Raw genomic sequence first — 16,388 nt, 5'->3', positions numbered from 1 at the left:
ACGTCGAATGGCGGTCCCTGTCGTATGACAAGAACCGCATACCCCCCTGGGGTATTCCTGGATCTGACGGTCTGAGGGGCGTGAGGGCCGCGCGGGGTGCTAGATGCTCCTGAGCTCCTTCAGGCGTGCCACGTCCGCCGCGTGCCCCTCCTTGCCGCCCGGCGTCTCGATCACCAGCGGTACGCCCTCCGTGGCGGGGTGGAGCATCAGTTCGCGGAAGGGCTCCTCGCCGATGTGGCCGGTGCCGATGTTCTCGTGACGGTCCTTGTGGGCCCCGGCGACGTCCTTGGAGTCGTTGGCGTGCACGAGCTTCAGACGGCCCTCGCCGACCGTGTCCACCAGGAGGTCGAGGGTCTGCTTCATGCCGCTCGGCCCTGTCAGGTCGTGGCCCGCGGCGAAGATGTGGCAGGTGTCCAGGCAGACGCCCAGCTTGGGGTGGGCGTCCAGCGCCTCGAAGTACGGCCCGAAGTCCCAGGTGCGGGAGCAGAGCGAGGCGCCCTGGCCCGCGGTCGACTCCAGGAGCAGGAAGGGGTCGTCGTCGTGCGTCAGCTCGTCCAGCAGCGGCAGCATCCGCTCGCGCACCTGGTGCAGGGCGACGGCGCGGTCCCGGCCGCCGGTCGCCGAACCGGTGTGCACGACGACGCCGAGTGCGCCGATCTCGCGGGCCCGGCGCAGCGAGTGGCGCAGGGACTCCACGGACTTCTCGACGGTCGCCTCGGTGTGCGAGCCGAAGTTGATGAGGTACGGCGCGTGCACGTACGCGGGGATCCGCTCGGCGGCGCAGGCGGCGCGGAACGCCTCGTCCTGCCGGGGGTTGCCGGGCGGGGTGGCCCAGCCGCGCGGGTTGGCGACGAAGACCTGCACGGCTTCGGCGCCGAGGTCACGGGCGTACGAGAGGCCGACCGTGGCGAGGCCGCCGGCCACGGGGACATGGCCGCCGACGGGATTGCGGGACGGCACGGGGGAAACGCTGGGGGACTTTTCGCTGCTCACGCCGTCCAGGGTGGCACGGGCGCGGGAGTGCTCGGTCAGCGGTTCCGGGTGGGGTGCGGGGGACCCGTACCGACAGCGGGCCGGGGCGCCCGGCCCCGGCCCGCGTCTCAGCGGATGGTGATCGTGATCGTCGAGTTCTTGGGCGCCTGGTCGCCGCCGTCCACCGACTGCTTCTTCACGGTGTCGCCGAAGAGGCCCAGCAGCCCGCGGTCCTCGTCGACCTCGAAGCCGGCGGCCTCCAGCTTGTCGCTGGCGTCGTCCACGTTCATGCCGGTGACGTCCGGGACCTCGATCATCGGCGGGCCCTTGGAGATGGTCAGGGTGACCGTGTCGCCCTCGGCGAGCGAGCGGCCCTCGGCGGGCGACTGCTTGGCCACATCGCCCTTGTCCTCCTCCTCGGAGGTGACCCACTTCTCGGCGATCTCGACCTTGAGCCCGGCGTCCTCCAGGTCGGCCGTGGCGTCGGCCCGGGACTCTCCGACCACCCCGGGGACCTCGACCGCGCGGCCCTTGCTGACGACGAGCGCGACGGCCGAGCCCGCCTTGCGGGTGAAGCCGGTGCGCGGGTCCGTGCTGATCACGGAGCCCTTCTTGACGTCGTCGCTGAAGCCCTTGGTGACCATGCCCGGCGCGAGCCCCGCGTTCTTGAGCTCCCTCTTCGCCGTGTCCAGCGGGATGTTCTTCACGTCGGGGACCTTGACGGTGTCCGGGCCCATCGAGACGGTCAGCGTCACCTTGTCGTTCTGCCGGATGCGGTCGCCCGCGGCGGGGTCGCTCGCCATGACGGTGCCGCGCTTGTCCGTGTCGCTGTACTTGCGCTTGATGTCGCCCACTTCGAGCCCGGCCTCGTCCAGCCGCTGCTTCGCCTGCGCCTCGGTCTTCGAGAGGACCGGCGGGACCTTCGTGAACTGGCCGGAATTGATGTACCAGATGCCGGTGCCGAGTCCGAGGACGAGCAGGACGCCGGCTATCACGGCGATCATGCGGCGGCGCGGGTCGAACCGGCGCCGGGAGGTCCGGTGCGCGGCGGGCGGCGCGGGCGGTGCGGGCGGCGGGGTCGCGAGGATGCTGGTGCGGTTCAGCTCGTCCTGACCGCCTTGTCCGGCGTGACCGCTTTGACTGCCCTGATCGTCCCGTCCGCCCTCCGCGGGCAGCGGGAGCCGGCCGGAGCGGGCCGCGCGCGGGATCACCGTCGTGCGGTCCTCGGCGTCGTCGTGCGCCGTCGCGTGCGCCTGCGGCGGCACCGCGTCGAGCTGCTCCTCGGTGAGGGTCGCTCGCGCCTCCCTGAGCTGGGCGAGGAGCGCCACCGCGTCGTACGGACGGACGTCCGGGGTGCGCGCCGTGGCGGAGGCGACCAGCTCGTCGAGCGCGAAGGGCAGCCCCGGGACGGCCGCCGACGGGGGCGGTACGTCCTCGTTGAGGTGCTGGTAGAGGACCTGGGCGGGGGAGTCCCCGGAGTGCGGCTTGGCGCCGGTCAGCATCTCGTAGAGCACGACTCCGCAGGCGTACACGTCCACGCGGGTGTCCGACGTGCCGTGCTCGATCTGCTCGGGGGCGAGGTAGGAGACGGTGCCGAGGATCGTGCCGGTGGTGTTGGTGACGGTGTCGACCGCGCGTACGAGGCCGAAGTCGGCGACCTTGACCCGGCCGTCGTCCCCTATGAGGACGTTCTCCGGCTTCATGTCGCGGTGCACGAAGCCCGCGCGGTGCGCGGCGCCGAGCGCGGCGAGGACCGGTTCCAGGATGTCGAGCGCCGCCCGCGGCTGCAGGGCCCCGCGCTCGCGCAGCACGTCGCGCAGGGTGCAGCCCGCGACGTACTCCATCGCGAGGTACACGTACGACCCGTCCGTGCCCTGGTCGAAGACGCCGACCACGTTCGGGTGCGAGAGGCGGGCCACCGACTTCGCCTCGCGGATGAAGCGGTCGACGAAGGAGGCGTCGGCCGCCAGCGTCGGATGCATCACCTTGAGCGCGAGCACGCGGTCGAGGCGGGTGTCCACGGCCCGGTAGACCGTGGCCATCCCGCCGACCGCGACGCGTCCGTCGATGCGGTAACGGCTGTCGAGCAGCTGCCCGACGAGCGGGTCCTGAAGGGTCGTGTCCACGCAGGGGAGTCTACGAGGCGCCGCCGACGCCTCCAGCGGCCCGGGCGCTTCCGGGCGGGACTGCAGCCGAGCTGTGACGCTCCCGCCCACACCGTACGGGCCGCTGCCATCGAGGTCGGCAGGCCCGCCGCTCCGGACCGAGGTCAGAAGGCCGGCCGCTCCGGATCGAGCCGGGCCATGCCCGCCACGGGCGAGGACGCCTCCGCGAAGTGCCGCCGCGGGATCCGCCCGGCCCGGTGCGCGAGCCGCCCCGCCTCCACGCCGTGCCGCATCGCCTCCGCCATCAGCACCGGCTCCTGCGCCCGGGTCACCGCGGAGGCGAGCATCACACCCGCGCACCCCAGCTCCATGGCGATCGTCGCGTCGGACGCCGTGCCCGCGCCCGCGTCGAGGATGACCGGCACGCGCGCGTGCTCCACGATCAGCTGGAAGTTGTGCGGGTTGCGGATGCCGAGCCCGGAGCCGATGGGCGAGCCGAGCGGCATGATCGCCGCGCACCCCACGTCCTGCAGCTTCCGCGCGAGCACCGGGTCGTCATTGGTGTACGGCAGCACGGTGAAGCCGTCGTCCACCAGGATCTCGGCGGCGTCCAGGAGCTCGACGGGGTCGGGCAACAGGGTGCGCTCGTCGGCGATCACCTCCAGCTTCACCAGGTCCGTGCCGAGCGCCTCACGCGCGAGACGTGCGGTCAGGACGGCCTCGCCCGCGGTGAAGCAGCCCGCTGTGTTGGGCAGGACGCGGATGCCGAGCCGGTCGAGGACGGAGAGCACCGAACCCTGCACGCCCGGGTCGAGGCGGCGCATCGCGACCGTGGTCAGCTCGGTGCCGGACGCGACGAGGGAGCGCTCGAGGACGTCGAGGCTCGGCGCGCCGCCCGTGCCCATGATCAGGCGCGAGGAGAAGGTGAGCCCGCCGATGACGAAGGGGTCGTCTGCCATGGTTCAGCCTCCCTGGACGGCGGTGAGTACTTCGACGCGGTCACCCTCGGCGAGCGGCGTGCGGGGCCACTGCGCGCGCGGGACGACGGTTTCGTTGACGGCGGCGGCGACACCGGAGTGCGCGGTGGAGAGCGTGGCGACGAGGGCGTCGAGCGTGGTGCCCGAGGCCACCTCCCGTGCTTCTCCGTTGACGGAAACGGCGAACGGCGTGCTCATACGGGCTGCTCCGTGAAGGACTGCGGGCGGGGCGGAAGGGGTGCGGGGCTCTCGGCGGCGGCGCCGTCGAAGCGGCGCGGGGTGAACGGGCGCGCCTCCTCGGGCAGTTCACCGGTGGTCAGCACGTGCGCCATCACGTCCCCCGTGAGCGGCGTCAGCAGGACGCCGTTGCGGTAGTGGCCGGTGGCCAGGTGGAGGCCGGGCAGCCGCGTGGGACCGAGCAGCGGCGCGTTGTCGGGCGAGCCGGGCCGCAGCCCCGCGAGGGTCTCGGTGAGCGGCAGCTCCGTGATGCCGGGCACCAGCTCGTGGGCGTCCCGCAGCAGCTCGTACACGCCGCCCGCGGTGACCGTGGTGTCCCAGCCGAGCTCCTCGGTGGTCGCGCCGACGACGAGCTCGCCGCTCTCGCGCGGTACGAGGTAGAGGTGGCTGCCGCGCACCACGGCCCGCACGGTGCGGCTCAGGAACGGCGCGTACGCCTTCGGCACCGTCAGCCGCAGCACCTGTCCCTTGACCGGGCGGACCGGCGGCAGGACGTCGTCCGGGACGCCGGCGAGGCGCCCGCTGAGGCTGCCCGCCGCGAGCACGGTCTGCGCCGCGCCGAGCTCGGTGCCGTCCGCGAGGACCACCCCGGCCGCCCGGTCGCGTACGACGCACAGGCGCTCGGCCCGGGCGCGGTGGAAGACCACACCGGCCCGCTCGCAGGCCACCATGAGCGCCGCGGTGAGCCGGCGCGGGTCGACCTGATGATCGCCGTCGACGCGCAGCCCGCCGCGCACACCCGGCGCCAGCATCGGCTCAAGGCGGCGGCACTCGCGGCCGCTCAGCCACTGCGACTCGAGACCCGAACGGTGCTGCAGGGCGAGCAGTTCGCGCAGGTGGGCGCGGTCGTCGGAGTCGAGCGCGACGGCGAGCGTGCCGCACGCGCGGTAGCCGAGGTCGCGCCCGCTCGCCTCGGCCAGCTCCGCGGCGAAGGCCGGATAGCGGCGCGCGGAGGCCAGATTGAGGGCGAGCAGCGTCTCCTCGCCGTAGTGCAGCTCGGTGACGGCGGCCAGCATGCCCGCCGCGACCCGCGCCGCGCCGCCGCCGGGCTCGGGGTCGACGACCGCGACGGAGAGCCCGCGCTGTGCGGTGCGCCAGGCCGTGACCAGGCCGATGACACCGCCCCCGACGACGAGGACGTCACAGGTCGCGGACGACGCGGTCGTACGGGGATGTGTCGTCTGTGGTGGATGCATGGGCGTCCAGCCCCTCCCTTCGCCGGCATGACCCGGATCAGGTTCGTACGGTCGGAGGCCGTCCCAGCCTCCCTCTCAGCCCGGTGCGTCCGGGCTCCCGCGAGTGCTCTGCACCGGCCACCCTAGCCCGTCGCCCCGCGCGGCAGTAGGGGAGCCGTCCGGGTACGGGCGGTGACGGTGTGTCAGAGATCTCCTGCCCCGCGCCTGCGGGCGCTCTTGCCCGCCGCCCTACAGTGATCGGGTGAGCGACCAGCAGAGGCAGAGCGCGAATCAGGGGCAGTCGGAGCGGCGCGTCGTCATCGTCGGCGCGGGGATGGCCGGCGTGCAGACCGCGGTGGCACTGCGCGAGCAGGGGTTCACCGGCGCGGTCACCGTCGTCGGGGCCGAGCCGCACCAGCCGTACGACAGGCCGCCGCTGTCCAAGGCGGTGCTGCTCGGCAAGGCGGAGGGCTCCGCCTTCGACATCGACTTCGAGGCGCTCGGCATCGAGCTGAGCCTGGGCCGCACGGTCACCGGGGTCCGCCCCGCCGACCACGCCCTGGACACCGCGGACGGCCCCCTCGGCTACGACGTCCTGGTCCTTGCGACCGGCGCCGAGCCCATCACGCTGCCCGGCACCGAGGGCGTGCCCGGCGTCCATCTGCTGCGCACCCTGGACGACGCCGCGCGGCTGCGCCCGGTCCTCGCCGAGCAGCACGACGTCGTGGTGGTCGGGGCGGGCTGGATCGGCGCCGAGTTCGCGACGGCCGCGCGCGAGGCGGGCTGCGCGGTCACCGTCGTGGAGGCCGCGGCACGGCCCCTCGCCGGGGCGCTCCCCGAGGCGGTCGCGGCCCCCATGGCGGGCTGGTACGCGGACTCCGGAGCGGTGCTGCGCACCCGCGCGCGCGTGGCCCGCGTCGAGCCGGGCGCGGTCGTCCTGGCCGACGGCACCCGGCTGCCCGCGGGCGCCGTGGTCGTCGGCATCGGGGCCCGCCCCGCCACCGGCTGGCTGACCGGCTCCGGCATCGAGCTCGGTGCGCACCGCGAGGTCGTGACCGACGACCGCCTGCACACGTCGGCGCCCGACGTGTACGCGGTCGGCGACTGCGCGTCCTTCCCCTCCGCGCGGTACGGCGAACGCCTCCTCGTGCACCACTGGGACAACGCCCTGCAGGGCCCGCGCACCGTGGCGGCGAACATCATCGGCGAGACGCCGGCCCCGTACGACCCGGTGCCGTACTTCTGGTCGGAGCAGTTCGGCCGCTTCGTGCAGTACGCGGGCCACCACGAGGGCGCCGACGAGCTGGTGTGGCGGGGCGACCCGACGGGCATGGCCTGGTCGGTGTGCTGGCTGCGGGACGGCGCCCTGGTCGCGGTCCTCGCGGTGGGCCGCCCGAGGGACCTGGCCCAGGGCCGCCGGCTCATCGAGTCGTCGACGCCGCTGGACCCGGCCCTGGTGGTGGACGCGTCGGTGCCCCTGAAGAAGGCGGCCCTCTGAAGCGGGCGTCTGAAGAAGACAGTCCTGTGAGGCGGGCGTCAGAAGAAGGCGTCCGCCCCCGCCATCCGCCCAAGGCCCCCGGCCAGAGATACCCTGGGCCTGTGACCGAGATTGACACGAAGACCGACGCGCTCGTCCCCGCCTGGCTGTACCTCCCCGACATCGCGGAAATGCTCGATGTCGAGGTGACCCGTGTGCGCCAGCTGGTCAAGGAGGGCACGCTGATCGCCGTACGCCGTGGTGAGAACCGCGCGCTGCAGGTGCCGGCGGCCTTCATCGACGGCGACAAGGTCGTCAAGGGCCTCGCCGGGACCCTGACGCTCCTGAGGGACGACGGTTTCTCCGACGAAGAGATGATCGAGTGGCTCTTCACCCCCGACCCGACCCTGCCCGGCACCCCCGCGCAGGCGCTGAGCGAGAATCGCGGCACGGAGGTGAAGCGCCGCGCCCAGGCGCTCGCCGTCTGACCTGAACACACCGTCCGGAGTGCGGGGCGCGTGACCTCACACGCCCCGCGCCCCCGGACGCCACCGACAACGGGGGGACTTTCCCATGGCTGCCGCTGCCGCCGATCACCGCGCTCAGCTCGCCGACGCCCGGCTGTACCTGTGCACGGACGCCCGCAAGCGCCAGGGTGACCTCCCCGAGTTCCTCGACGCCGTCCTCGCGGGCGGCGTCGACATCGTGCAGCTGCGCGACAAGGGCATGGAGGCCGCCGAGGAGCTGGAGCACCTCCAGGTCTTCGCCGATGCCGCCCGGCGGCACGGCAAGCTCCTCGCTGTGAACGACCGCGCGGACGTCGCCCACGCGATCGGCGCCGACGTGCTGCACCTCGGCCAGGGCGACCTGCCCGTCCCCGCGGCCCGCGCGGTCCTCGGCGACGACGTCCTCATCGGCCGCTCCACGCACGCCGACGAGGAGGCAGCCGCGGCCGCCGTCCAGGCCGGCGTGGACTACTTCTGCACCGGCCCCTGCTGGCCCACCCCCACCAAGCCGGGCCGCCACGCCCCCGGCCTCGACCTGGTCAGGTACACCGCCTCCCTCGGCACGGACCGCCCCTGGTTCGCCATCGGCGGCATCGACGCGGGCAACCTGGACGAGGTGCTCGACGCCGGCGCCCGCCGCGTCGTCGTCGTCCGGGCGATCACCGGGGCCGACGACCCGGGCGCCGCGGCGGCCGACTTCGCGAAGCGGCTGCGTACGTCCGACTGAGCGGCCTCCCGGGGTGTCCGATCCGTGGACAACAAACCGGCAAACCGGCCAAATTCCCCCGGCCCGGTTGGGGGACCGCCGCAGCCTGGCTAACCTGCCCATATGGCCTCAGGCACAGCTTCGACCAGGACTGACCGTGCGCGCACGGTTCGCGACATGCTCGCGACCGGGAAGACGACGTTCTCGTTCGAGTTCTCCGCCCCGAAAACCCCGAAGGGCGAGCGGAACCTCTGGAACGCGCTGCGGCGGGTCGAGGCGGTCGCCCCGGACTTCATCTCCGTGACCTATGGCGCGGGCGGCTCGACCCGCACCGGCACGGTCCGCGAGACCCAGCAGATCGTCGCCGACACCACGCTCACGCCCGTCGCCCACCTGACCGCGGTCGACCACTCGGTGGCCGAACTGCGCAACATCATCGGGCAGTACGCGGACGCGGGCATCAGGAACATGCTCGCGGTCCGCGGCGACCCGCCCGGCGACCCGCTGGGCGACTGGATCGCGCACCCCGAGGGCCTCACCTACGCCGCCGAACTGGTCGAGCTCATCAAGGAGTCCGGGGACTTCTGCGTGGGCGTCGCGGCCTTCCCCGCGATGCACCCGCGCTCGGCCGGCTGGGAGTCCGACACCCGGTACTTCATCGACAAGTGCCGGGCCGGCGCGGACTACGCGATCACGCAGATGTTCTTCGACCCCGAGGAGTACCTGCGGCTGCGCGACCGGGTCGAGGCGGCCGGCTGCGACACGCCGATCATCCCTGAGATGATGCCGGTCACCAACGTCCGCCAGCTCGACCGACTGCCCCAGCTCAGCAACGCCGTGTTCCCGCCCGGGCTGAAAGAACGGATGCTCGCGGCCAAAGACGATCCCGCCGCTGTACGCTCCATTGGCATCGAGTTCGCGACGGAGTTCTGCGCGCGGTTGCTGGCCGAAGGTGTGCCGGGACTGCACTTCATCACGCTGAACAACTCCACGGCGACGCTGGAGATCTACGAGAATCTGGGCCTGCACCGGCAGGCCTGAAACGGTCGTACCCCTGGGGCCGCGGCCGTAGGGGAGAGGGGCGTACATGGGCTGGACGGTCCTCTACATCGCGTTCGGATTCGTCGCGCTGTGGCTGCTGGGCGAGGTGCTGCTGCAGTACAAGGCCAGGCTGCGCTGGCGCCTGCTGGCGTTCGGGGGCTTCCTCGGGGTCGTCATCGGGGTGGTGATCCCCTCGGTGTGGATCATCGGCCTCGGCGCCATCGCCTTCGCCACCGGGCAGACGTACGTGACGCTGTCGTTCCGCCGGGGCTTCTCCACCGGCTGGGCGCTCGGCGGGCAGCCGGGCCTGAGCAGGCGGCGCAAGGCGCCGGCGAGGCGGGGCGGCACGGCGCCGGAGCCGACGCTGCAGGTCTCCGACCTGGAGTACGAGGTCCCGCCGCCGCCCGCACACGGCCCGGACGTCCCCCCGCACGGCCCGGACGTCCCCGCCCACGGTCCCGACCTCACCGGGGAGGGCGTCTACGCCCCCGAGCCGCTCCCAGACGACACCGGCCAGTACGGCGTGTACAGCGACGCGCCGTACGCCCCGCAGGACGCCGGCGACGCCCGCCAGAGCGACGCCTTCGGCTACGACACCGCCGCCTTCGCCGGCTATGACCAGCAACAGCAGGGATACGGCTACGAGGAGACCGGCGGACAGCAGTACGCCGCCTACTCCGACCCCTACATCGGCACCCAGACCTACGGCGCGCAGGGTTACGAGGGCTACGGCGACCAGCAGCAGTACGCCCCGTACGGCGGCGACACCTACGGCGGGCTCGGCGAGACGTACAACGACACCCCGCCCGGCGGCGTCTGGGTGCCGCAACAGCGCAGCACCGACGCGTCCCACGGCGGCGAACTCCCGCCGGAGCAGCCGTATCCCTACCAGGAAGGCAACGCCGGGGGATACGACGGCTCGGGCCACAACGAGCAGCAGTACCGGTACTGACAGCCTGCCTTCGAACCCCCGTCGCTCACTGCGAGCCGCGGAAGCTCACTGCGAGCCGCGGAACTCCGGCCCCTCCACGATCAGCCCCGCGACCAGCGTGCCCGACATGCCCGCGTGGGGGAGGCCGCCGCCCGGGTGCGACCAGCCGCCGACCGTGAACAGGCCCGCGAGGCCGGTGGTGTTGGACGGGTGCAGCAGCCTGCCGCCGGCCGCGGCGAGCGCCGGGGGCGGGACCGCGCCGCCGTCGGCGCCGGTGGACTCCGCGACGTCGGCCGGGGTGCGGACCTCGTGCCACAGGAGGCGGTCGCGCAGCCCCGGGAGCACGCCCTCCGCGCGGGCGATCACGCGCCGCACGTCGTCCTCGGTGACCTCCAGGTGCGCGGGCACCGTCGCCGTCAGCGTCACGGCTTCGTGGGCCGCGTCCGGCGTCGCATCGGGGTCGCCGGGGCGGAGCACCGCGAGGGTGGGGGAGCCGGGCAGCCCGGGGCGCTCGCCGAAGACGCGGTCGAGCTCGTCCTGACGGTCGGCGGAGTGCAGCACCGTGCGGTGCGGGGTGCCTTCGGGGCGGGCGCCGGAGAGGGCGAGCAGCACCGTAAGGCGGCTCGGCAGGCCGGTCCGCGCGGGGACCCCGCCCGGCGCCCGCACCTCGGCGCCGGACAACAGGGATTCCAGGGCGGTCGGTGCGACACCGGCCACGACGAAGTCCGCCTCCGCGGTGGTGCCGTCGGCGAGCTCGACGCCCGCCGCGCGGCCGTCCTTCTCGACGACCCGCGTCACCGCCGCCTCGAACACGAACTCGACCCGCCGGGCCAGACACCGCTCGTACACCGCGCGGGCCAGCGCGCGCATCCCGCCGCGCACCGACCAGACGCCGAACGTCTGCTCCAGATACGGCAGGACGGCGGCGCTCGCCGGTGTCGTACGGGGATCGAGGCCCTGGGCGAGCGCGAACTGCTCCAGGAGCGCCACCAGACGCGGATCGCCGCCCAGTTCGAGCTCGCCGACCTCGGCCAGGGCGCTCGCGCGGCGCTCACGGCGCAGCAGCCGCTTGTGCGGCACCGACGGGTACGGCTCGCGCTCGGCGAGCACCTCCCAGTTCGGCCAGAGGGGCTCTTCCAGGAGGGGGCGGCGGGTGCGGTCCCAGGCCTCTCGCGCGCGGTCCATGAACGCCGCCCAGCGGGCGCCCGCGCCGTCCCCGAGGGCCGCGTCAAGGGCCTCGCCCACGCCCGCGCGTGAGGCGTTCGGCAGGTCCGCCGTCGTGCCGTCCGCGAAGACGTGCCGCACGGCGGGCTCCACCTGGGAGAGCTCGACGCACTTCTCCAGCGGCTCCTTGCCCGTCTTGACGAACAGGTCGCGGTAGACCGCGGGGAGCTGGAGCAGCGCGGGTCCGGTGTCGAAGGCGAAGCCGGCGCGCTCGACGCGGCCGAGTGCGCCGCCGTACGTCCCGCCCCGTTCGTACACCACCACCCGGTGGCCCGCGACGGCCAGCCGGGCGGCCGCCGTCATCGCGCCCATCCCGGCGCCGATCACCACAATCCGTGCCATGCCAGGGACTTTATCGGCTGCCACTGACAGTCCCTCCCGAGGCCCCACCCGGGCGGGGCCTCGGAACGGCTGGGCCTCAGAACGGCGGTGGTCCGGCGCGGCCCGCGAGCCGTCTCTCCTCGCGCCGCTGCGCCCGGCGCCGCAGGAAGCGCCGGATCCGCGAGACGAGGAAGAACAGCAGGAACAGGCCGAGGAGCAGGAGCACGGCCGCGATGATCGCGGCGGCCTCCGGATAGAACATCGCGAAGCTGATGATGCCGCCCACCCCGAGGTCCTCGGCGGTGCTCAGCACGATGTTGCTGAACGGCTCGGGCGAACTGTTGACCGCCATCCGCGTGCCGGCCTTCACCGCATGGCTGGCCAGCGCGGTCGAGCCGCCGACCGCGCCCGCGGCCAGATCCGGGAGGGAGCCGCTCTGCCCCGCGAGGAGCGCCCCCACCACGGCGCCGGAGACCGGACGGATCACGGTGTGCACCGCGTCCCAGACCGAGTCGACGTACGGGATCTTGTCGGCCACCGCCTCGCACAGGAAGAGCACGCCGGCGGCGATGAGGACGTCGGGCCGCTGGAGCGCCTCGGGGACCTCGTCGCTGACACCGGTCGCTCCGAAGACGCCGAGCAGCAGGACAACGGCGTACGCGTTGATCCCGCTCGCCCAGCCGCTGGTGAAGACCAGGGGGAGTACGGACACGGACGTGATCGTAACCAGTTCAGGACGGTCCGGGCCGGGGTTGAGCACCCACGTCTGAGTATCCGTACTCAGGGGGTGAGATGAGTACGCGCGCGGATGGGGCTTCACCTGCGCAGACGGAAGAGTGTGGGGCACGGAGAAGGGCGCGGCGCCGGTACCGCCGACACGGGGCGGCGGAACCGTGCCGCGCCCTTGACCGCTCCTCCCGTCGCACGTCGGCGGGAGCGAGACACGGGGGTGACTCGGGGGCGACCACACGGGGGTCGAACGGGGGGTCGCGGGGGGACCGGAGAGGCGCCGGGCCGGTGCCGCCAGGGAACGGGCGGCACCGGCCCGGCGCCTTTCGCCTGCGTGCCGCGGCCGCCGGCCGCCGCGGAAAACGTCGGCTACGCGCGCGTGCCGCTCACCCGGCCCTGCAGCAGCCGCGAGAGCGCCGCGTGCACGTCGTCCAGCGAGCGCTCCGGCTGGAAGGCCTGCCAGTCCAGCGCGGCCACCAGGACCATGCCGACGAGCGCGGCGGCCGTCAGCGGGATGTCGATCTCCTCGCTGAGCTCGCCGCCCTCCACGCCCGCCCGCAGCACGTCCTCGACCACCGCGACGGCCTGCTGCCTGACCACGAGCAGGGTGGACTGCCAGGCCCGGTTGGTCCGCCACAGCTCGGCCACGTACAGCTGGGTGAAGGCCGGATAGCGGTTGATGAAGACCAGTCCGGCCCTGATCATCGCGTCCAGGGCGTCGACCTTGCTGCCGCCGCCGCGGTCCGCCTCCTCGGCGGCCTCCCTCAGGGAGGCGGCGAGCAGGCCCACACCGTGTCGCAGCAGCTCTTCGAAGAGGACCGACTTGCTGGCGAAGTTGTAGTAGACGGTGCCCTTCGCGACCCCGGCCCGTTCGGCGATCTCGTCGACCGTCGTGGCCGAGAAGCCCTGCTCGGCGATGAGCGTGACCGCGGCCTCGTAGAGCTTCTGCCGGGTGGCCTCGCGACGGGTGCTGCCCGTACTGCTGTCCATGGCCCCGATTCTCACAGGTTCCGCGGGCCGGCCGGGCGCCGCCGCCCGGCTCACAGGGTCAGCTCCGGGTGCAGCCGGTCCAGCGTCCACACCTGCTTGCGGCGGGCGGAGAGCGCGGTGAGCGCGAGGGCGCCGACGGTGAAGGCCGTCAGGACCGCGCAGCCCTGCCAGACGGGGCCGAGGCCGCCGCCCGTGATGAGTCTCCGGAGGGCCTCGACGACGTAACTCATCGGCAGGAACGGGTGGATCGCGCTGAAGAAGCCGGGACTGGTCTGGACGGGGTACGTGCCGCCCGCCGACGTCAGCTGCAGCATCAGCGCTGCCAGGACGAGGATCCGCCCGGCCGCCCCGAAGCGGGCGTTGAGCCACTGCACGATCGCCGCGAAGCACGCCGTCACCAGGCACAGGAAGCCCACCGTGCCGGCCGCCCTGGCCATCTGCAGGCCGAGCCCCCAGTGCAGGACCGAGAGGAGCGCCGCCGTCTGGAGCACCCCCAGGGCGGCCACCGGGAGCCAGCCCGCGAACGCGATCCGCCACGCGGAGGCGCCCGCGGCGAGCGCGCGCCGGTTGAGCGGCTGGATCAGCATGTACGCCACCATCGCGCCGACCCACAGGGAGAGCGGGATGAAGTACGGGGCGAAGCCGGTGCCGTAGTTGGGCGCCTTGTGCAGGGACTGGGAGGCGAGCTGCACGGGGTCGGACATGACACCGGTGCGCTCGTCGCGGTCCTTCTTGTCGTAGTCCGGGATCTTCTTGACGCCGTCGTGCAGCCCGCCGGACAGCTTCGCGGAACCGTCGGCCAGCTTGAACAGGCCGCCCTTGAGGTCGCCCGCGCCCGTCTCCAGCTTGCCGAGGCCCGTGTCGAGGTCGACGGCGCCGGTCTTGGCCGTGCCGAGGCCCGTGTGCAGCTTCTTGGCGCCGTCGGCCACCTTGCCGGCGCCCTTGTTGAGCCGGTCGATCTGGGAGACGGCCTTCTCCAGGTCCTCGTCGAGGTGCGGGGCGCGGTCGGCGAGAGCCTGCGACTTCTTCTGCAGCGCGGTCAGATTCCTGTCGAGCTGCTTGACATCGCTGTTGTGGTCCTTGATCACGGTGTTCATGTCGTCCGCGATGGTCGACACGTTCTCCGCGGCCTCCTTGGCCTCCTTGATCCGCGGGCAGAACGGGTCGGGCACCGGGGCCTTCACACAGCGGTCCGTGTAGAACCTGCCGATCGCCCGGGAGCCGTCCTTCGCGCCCTTGGCCGCGCCGGGCGCGAGCCTCACCCAGTCGTCCAGGTTGCGGTGCAGCGCCTTGGCGGAGTCGGCGACGAGCTGGGCGGTGTCGCCGATGGTCTTGCCGTTGTCCTTGAGGAACGGCCGCACCTGGCCGGCCGCGCCGTCGACCTTGTCGGCCAGCTTCTGGGTGCCGTCCGCGACCCGCTTGGAGCCGTCCTCCAGGTCGCCCGCGCCGGTGTGCAGCTTCTTGATGCCCCCCGCCAGGTCGCCGCTGCCCTTCTTGGCCTTCGTCAGACCGTCCGCGAGGTCCTTGGAGCCCTTCTTCGCCTTGCCGATGCCGTCGTCCAGCTTGTCGGCGCCGTCGGCGGCCTTCTTGGTCGCGCCGTGGATGTCGGAGAAGGAGATGAAGATCTTGTCGAGGAAGGAGCGTGACGCCTTCGTGGAGGCGGCCGAGCGCACCTCGGAGAAGACCGTCCGCGAGATCTGCCCGACGATGTAGTTGTTGGCGTCGTTCGTCTTCACCTGGAGAGCGCCCGTCTCCGGAGAGGAGCCGGAACTCGACGCGATGCGCTTGCTGAAGTCCTCGGGCATCGTCAGCGACAGGTAGTACGTGCCGTCCTCGACGCCCTCGCGCGCCTCGGCGGAGCTCACCTCGTGCCACTCGAAGGACTTGCTGTCGCGCAGCCCCTCGACGATGTTGTCGCCCGCCGCGAGCTTCTTGCCCTGCGCGGTGGCCCCCTTGTCGTCGTTGACGAGCGCCACGGGTATCCGGTTCAGATGGCCGTACGGGTCCCAGAAGGACCACAGGTACAGGGCGCCGTACAGCAGGGGCAGCAGCAGGAGCGCGACGAGCGCGGCGCGCGGCAGCTTCCCCCTGCCGAAGCGCCTGAGCTCAAGCGCGGCGAGCTTCGGCGAGCGCATCCGCCGTCTCCTTGTCGTCGTGGGAGGCCGAGGCGGCGTCCGAGGTCCTGGCGGGGCCGGTGCGGACCACGACCGCGCCCTCGGGCGCCTCGCTGCACACCGCGAGCACGGTCGTCCCCGAGCCGGTGAGGGAGGTCAACATGGCCCAGGCCTCGGCCCGTTCGGCGTCCGAGAGCTTCAGGTCGGCGTCGTCGACGCCCAGCACGCGCGGACGGCCGATCAGGGCCAGGGCCACCGAGAGCCGCAGGACTTCGAGCCGCTCCAGGTCGCGCACGGAGGTCCGCCGGCCCTTGGGCAGCGTCTCCAGGTCGAGTCCGGCGGCCGTCAGCGCGGCGTCCACGCGCACCCGCAGCTCCTGCCGCCGCTCGGCGCGCGGCCTGAGGAGCCCGCGCAGCGGCCCGCCGAACCGCCGCTCCAGGAGCGCCCGTTCACGCAGGTGCTCGGCCACGGTCAGGGCGGGGTCGAGGTCGGTCACGCCCGGCACGGGACCGAGCCCGCTGATCCGGCGCACCGCCGCCGGCTGCCCGGGCAGCCGGAAGCGGCCGACGGAGGCCTCGCCCTCGGTGGCGCGCATACGTCCCGTCAGCGCGAGCAATAGACAGGTGCGGCCCGTCCCCGACGGACCCTCGATCGCGATCAGGGACCCGGGCTCCGCGGCGAACGTGACGCCGCGGAACGCCCAGCCCCGCGGCCCCTTGAGCCCGAACTCCTCGGCGGTGACGGCGGCCATGGGCACGCCGGCGGTCGGACCGTTCACAGTCCCCCCTGCCCCTCCTTTTGAACTGACTGGTCAGTACAAAAGTAGGCCGGAATCGTGCATCAAGGCAAAGGCCCAGGTCAGAGCCGATTGTCAGTGGCGTAC

The 16,388-nt window shown here is 73.1% G+C and carries 15 protein-coding genes and 1 riboswitch; of the genes, 5 read left to right on the top strand and 10 right to left on the bottom strand.

What is annotated here, in order from left to right; genetic code table 11:
* Positions 1-99: 99 nt before the first annotated feature.
* From ACFYO9_RS13135 to thiO, 5 genes are all read right to left on the bottom strand, one after another.
* Positions 100-993: a deoxyribonuclease IV gene (locus ACFYO9_RS13135; protein WP_358777436.1), complete on the bottom strand. Its 894-nt coding sequence runs from the start codon at positions 991-993 to the stop codon at positions 100-102.
* 107 nt (positions 994-1,100) lie between these two features.
* The gene (pknB, locus tag ACFYO9_RS13130; protein WP_358777435.1) at positions 1,101-3,098 is read right to left on the bottom strand and encodes a Stk1 family PASTA domain-containing Ser/Thr kinase; all 1,998 of its coding nucleotides are present in this window, start codon (positions 3,096-3,098) and stop codon (positions 1,101-1,103) included.
* Positions 3,099-3,241: 143 nt separating this feature from the next.
* On the bottom strand, positions 3,242-4,036 hold the full coding sequence (locus ACFYO9_RS13125) for a thiazole synthase (RefSeq protein WP_355813626.1): 795 nt from the start codon (positions 4,034-4,036) through the stop codon (positions 3,242-3,244).
* A gap of 3 nt (positions 4,037-4,039) precedes the next feature.
* Positions 4,040-4,252 (bottom strand): sulfur carrier protein ThiS, encoded by a 213-nt coding sequence (gene thiS / locus ACFYO9_RS13120; RefSeq protein ID WP_355813624.1) that lies wholly within the window; start codon positions 4,250-4,252, stop codon positions 4,040-4,042.
* A complete protein-coding gene (thiO, locus tag ACFYO9_RS13115) occupies positions 4,249-5,487 on the bottom strand; it encodes a glycine oxidase ThiO (RefSeq protein ID WP_358777434.1) in 1,239 nt (412 codons plus the stop codon). Before thiO ends, thiS begins: the two co-directional genes overlap by 4 nt.
* A riboswitch (TPP riboswitch) is annotated at positions 5,485-5,598 on the bottom strand. It overlaps the preceding gene by 3 nt.
* Before the next feature lie 130 nt (positions 5,599-5,728).
* On the opposite strand from thiO, the gene ACFYO9_RS13110 reads away from it, so the two are divergent.
* The 5 genes from ACFYO9_RS13110 to ACFYO9_RS13090 all read left to right on the top strand — a co-directional run bounded on the left by ACFYO9_RS13110 (position 5,729) and on the right by ACFYO9_RS13090 (position 10,148).
* The gene (locus ACFYO9_RS13110; RefSeq protein ID WP_358777433.1) at positions 5,729-6,964 is read left to right on the top strand and encodes an FAD-dependent oxidoreductase; all 1,236 of its coding nucleotides are present in this window, start codon (positions 5,729-5,731) and stop codon (positions 6,962-6,964) included.
* A 101-nt stretch (positions 6,965-7,065) separates the two neighbouring features.
* Positions 7,066-7,431: an Rv2175c family DNA-binding protein gene (locus ACFYO9_RS13105; protein ID WP_355813619.1), complete on the top strand. Its 366-nt coding sequence runs from the start codon at positions 7,066-7,068 to the stop codon at positions 7,429-7,431.
* An 85-nt stretch (positions 7,432-7,516) separates the two neighbouring features.
* A complete protein-coding gene (thiE, locus tag ACFYO9_RS13100) occupies positions 7,517-8,176 on the top strand; it encodes a thiamine phosphate synthase (RefSeq protein WP_355813618.1) in 660 nt (219 codons plus the stop codon).
* Between the two features lie 102 nt (positions 8,177-8,278).
* Positions 8,279-9,196: a methylenetetrahydrofolate reductase [NAD(P)H] gene (gene metF / locus ACFYO9_RS13095; RefSeq protein WP_355813615.1), complete on the top strand. Its 918-nt coding sequence runs from the start codon at positions 8,279-8,281 to the stop codon at positions 9,194-9,196.
* 46 nt (positions 9,197-9,242) lie between these two features.
* A complete protein-coding gene (locus ACFYO9_RS13090) occupies positions 9,243-10,148 on the top strand; it encodes a hypothetical protein (protein ID WP_358777432.1) in 906 nt (301 codons plus the stop codon).
* A gap of 45 nt (positions 10,149-10,193) precedes the next feature.
* Here the strand turns inward: ACFYO9_RS13090 and ACFYO9_RS13085 are convergent, their stop codons facing one another.
* The 5 genes from ACFYO9_RS13085 to ACFYO9_RS13065 all read right to left on the bottom strand — a co-directional run bounded on the left by ACFYO9_RS13085 (position 10,194) and on the right by ACFYO9_RS13065 (position 16,256).
* Positions 10,194-11,693 carry an NAD(P)/FAD-dependent oxidoreductase gene (locus tag ACFYO9_RS13085; protein ID WP_358777431.1) on the bottom strand — a complete coding sequence of 500 codons (1,500 nt, stop codon included), beginning with the start codon at positions 11,691-11,693 and terminating at the stop codon, positions 10,194-10,196.
* A 76-nt stretch (positions 11,694-11,769) separates the two neighbouring features.
* Entirely contained in the window at positions 11,770-12,384 is a 615-nt protein-coding gene (locus ACFYO9_RS13080) for a DUF4126 domain-containing protein (protein ID WP_355813606.1), read from the bottom strand.
* 386 nt (positions 12,385-12,770) lie between these two features.
* A complete protein-coding gene (locus ACFYO9_RS13075) occupies positions 12,771-13,391 on the bottom strand; it encodes a TetR/AcrR family transcriptional regulator (RefSeq protein WP_358777430.1) in 621 nt (206 codons plus the stop codon).
* A 50-nt stretch (positions 13,392-13,441) separates the two neighbouring features.
* Entirely contained in the window at positions 13,442-15,526 is a 2,085-nt protein-coding gene (locus ACFYO9_RS13070; RefSeq protein WP_358777429.1) for a YhgE/Pip domain-containing protein, read from the bottom strand.
* On the bottom strand, positions 15,498-16,256 hold the full coding sequence (locus ACFYO9_RS13065) for an ATP-binding cassette domain-containing protein (protein ID WP_358777458.1): 759 nt from the start codon (positions 16,254-16,256) through the stop codon (positions 15,498-15,500). The genes ACFYO9_RS13070 and ACFYO9_RS13065 overlap by 29 nt, the downstream gene beginning before the upstream one ends.
* Positions 16,257-16,388 lie beyond the last annotated feature (132 nt).

The sequence above is a fragment of the Streptomyces sp. NPDC005863 genome, from assembly GCF_042871345.1.
GTDB lineage: Bacteria > Actinomycetota > Actinomycetes > Streptomycetales > Streptomycetaceae > Streptomyces.
Note: the sequence above shows the minus strand (reverse complement) of the source record. Positions and strands in the feature narration are given on the sequence as shown.

Bases quoted from the DNA above. Each gene is read 5' to 3' on its own strand.
- ACFYO9_RS13125 (WP_355813626.1), bottom strand. From the start codon at position 4,036: ATGGCAGACGACCCCTTCGTCATCGGCGGGCTCACCTTCTCCTCGCGC.
- thiS (WP_355813624.1), bottom strand. From the start codon at position 4,252: ATGAGCACGCCGTTCGCCGTTTCCGTCAACGGAGAAGCACGGGAGGTG.
- thiO (WP_358777434.1), bottom strand. From the start codon at position 5,487: ATGCATCCACCACAGACGACACATCCCCGTACGACCGCGTCGTCCGCG.
- thiE (WP_355813618.1), top strand. From the start codon at position 7,517: ATGGCTGCCGCTGCCGCCGATCACCGCGCTCAGCTCGCCGACGCCCGG.
- metF (WP_355813615.1), top strand. From the start codon at position 8,279: ATGGCCTCAGGCACAGCTTCGACCAGGACTGACCGTGCGCGCACGGTT.
- ACFYO9_RS13090 (WP_358777432.1), top strand. From the start codon at position 9,243: ATGGGCTGGACGGTCCTCTACATCGCGTTCGGATTCGTCGCGCTGTGG.
- ACFYO9_RS13085 (WP_358777431.1), bottom strand. From the start codon at position 11,693: ATGGCACGGATTGTGGTGATCGGCGCCGGGATGGGCGCGATGACGGCG.
- ACFYO9_RS13075 (WP_358777430.1), bottom strand. From the start codon at position 13,391: ATGGACAGCAGTACGGGCAGCACCCGTCGCGAGGCCACCCGGCAGAAG.
- ACFYO9_RS13070 (WP_358777429.1), bottom strand. From the start codon at position 15,526: ATGCGCTCGCCGAAGCTCGCCGCGCTTGAGCTCAGGCGCTTCGGCAGG.
- ACFYO9_RS13065 (WP_358777458.1), bottom strand. From the start codon at position 16,256: ATGGCCGCCGTCACCGCCGAGGAGTTCGGGCTCAAGGGGCCGCGGGGC.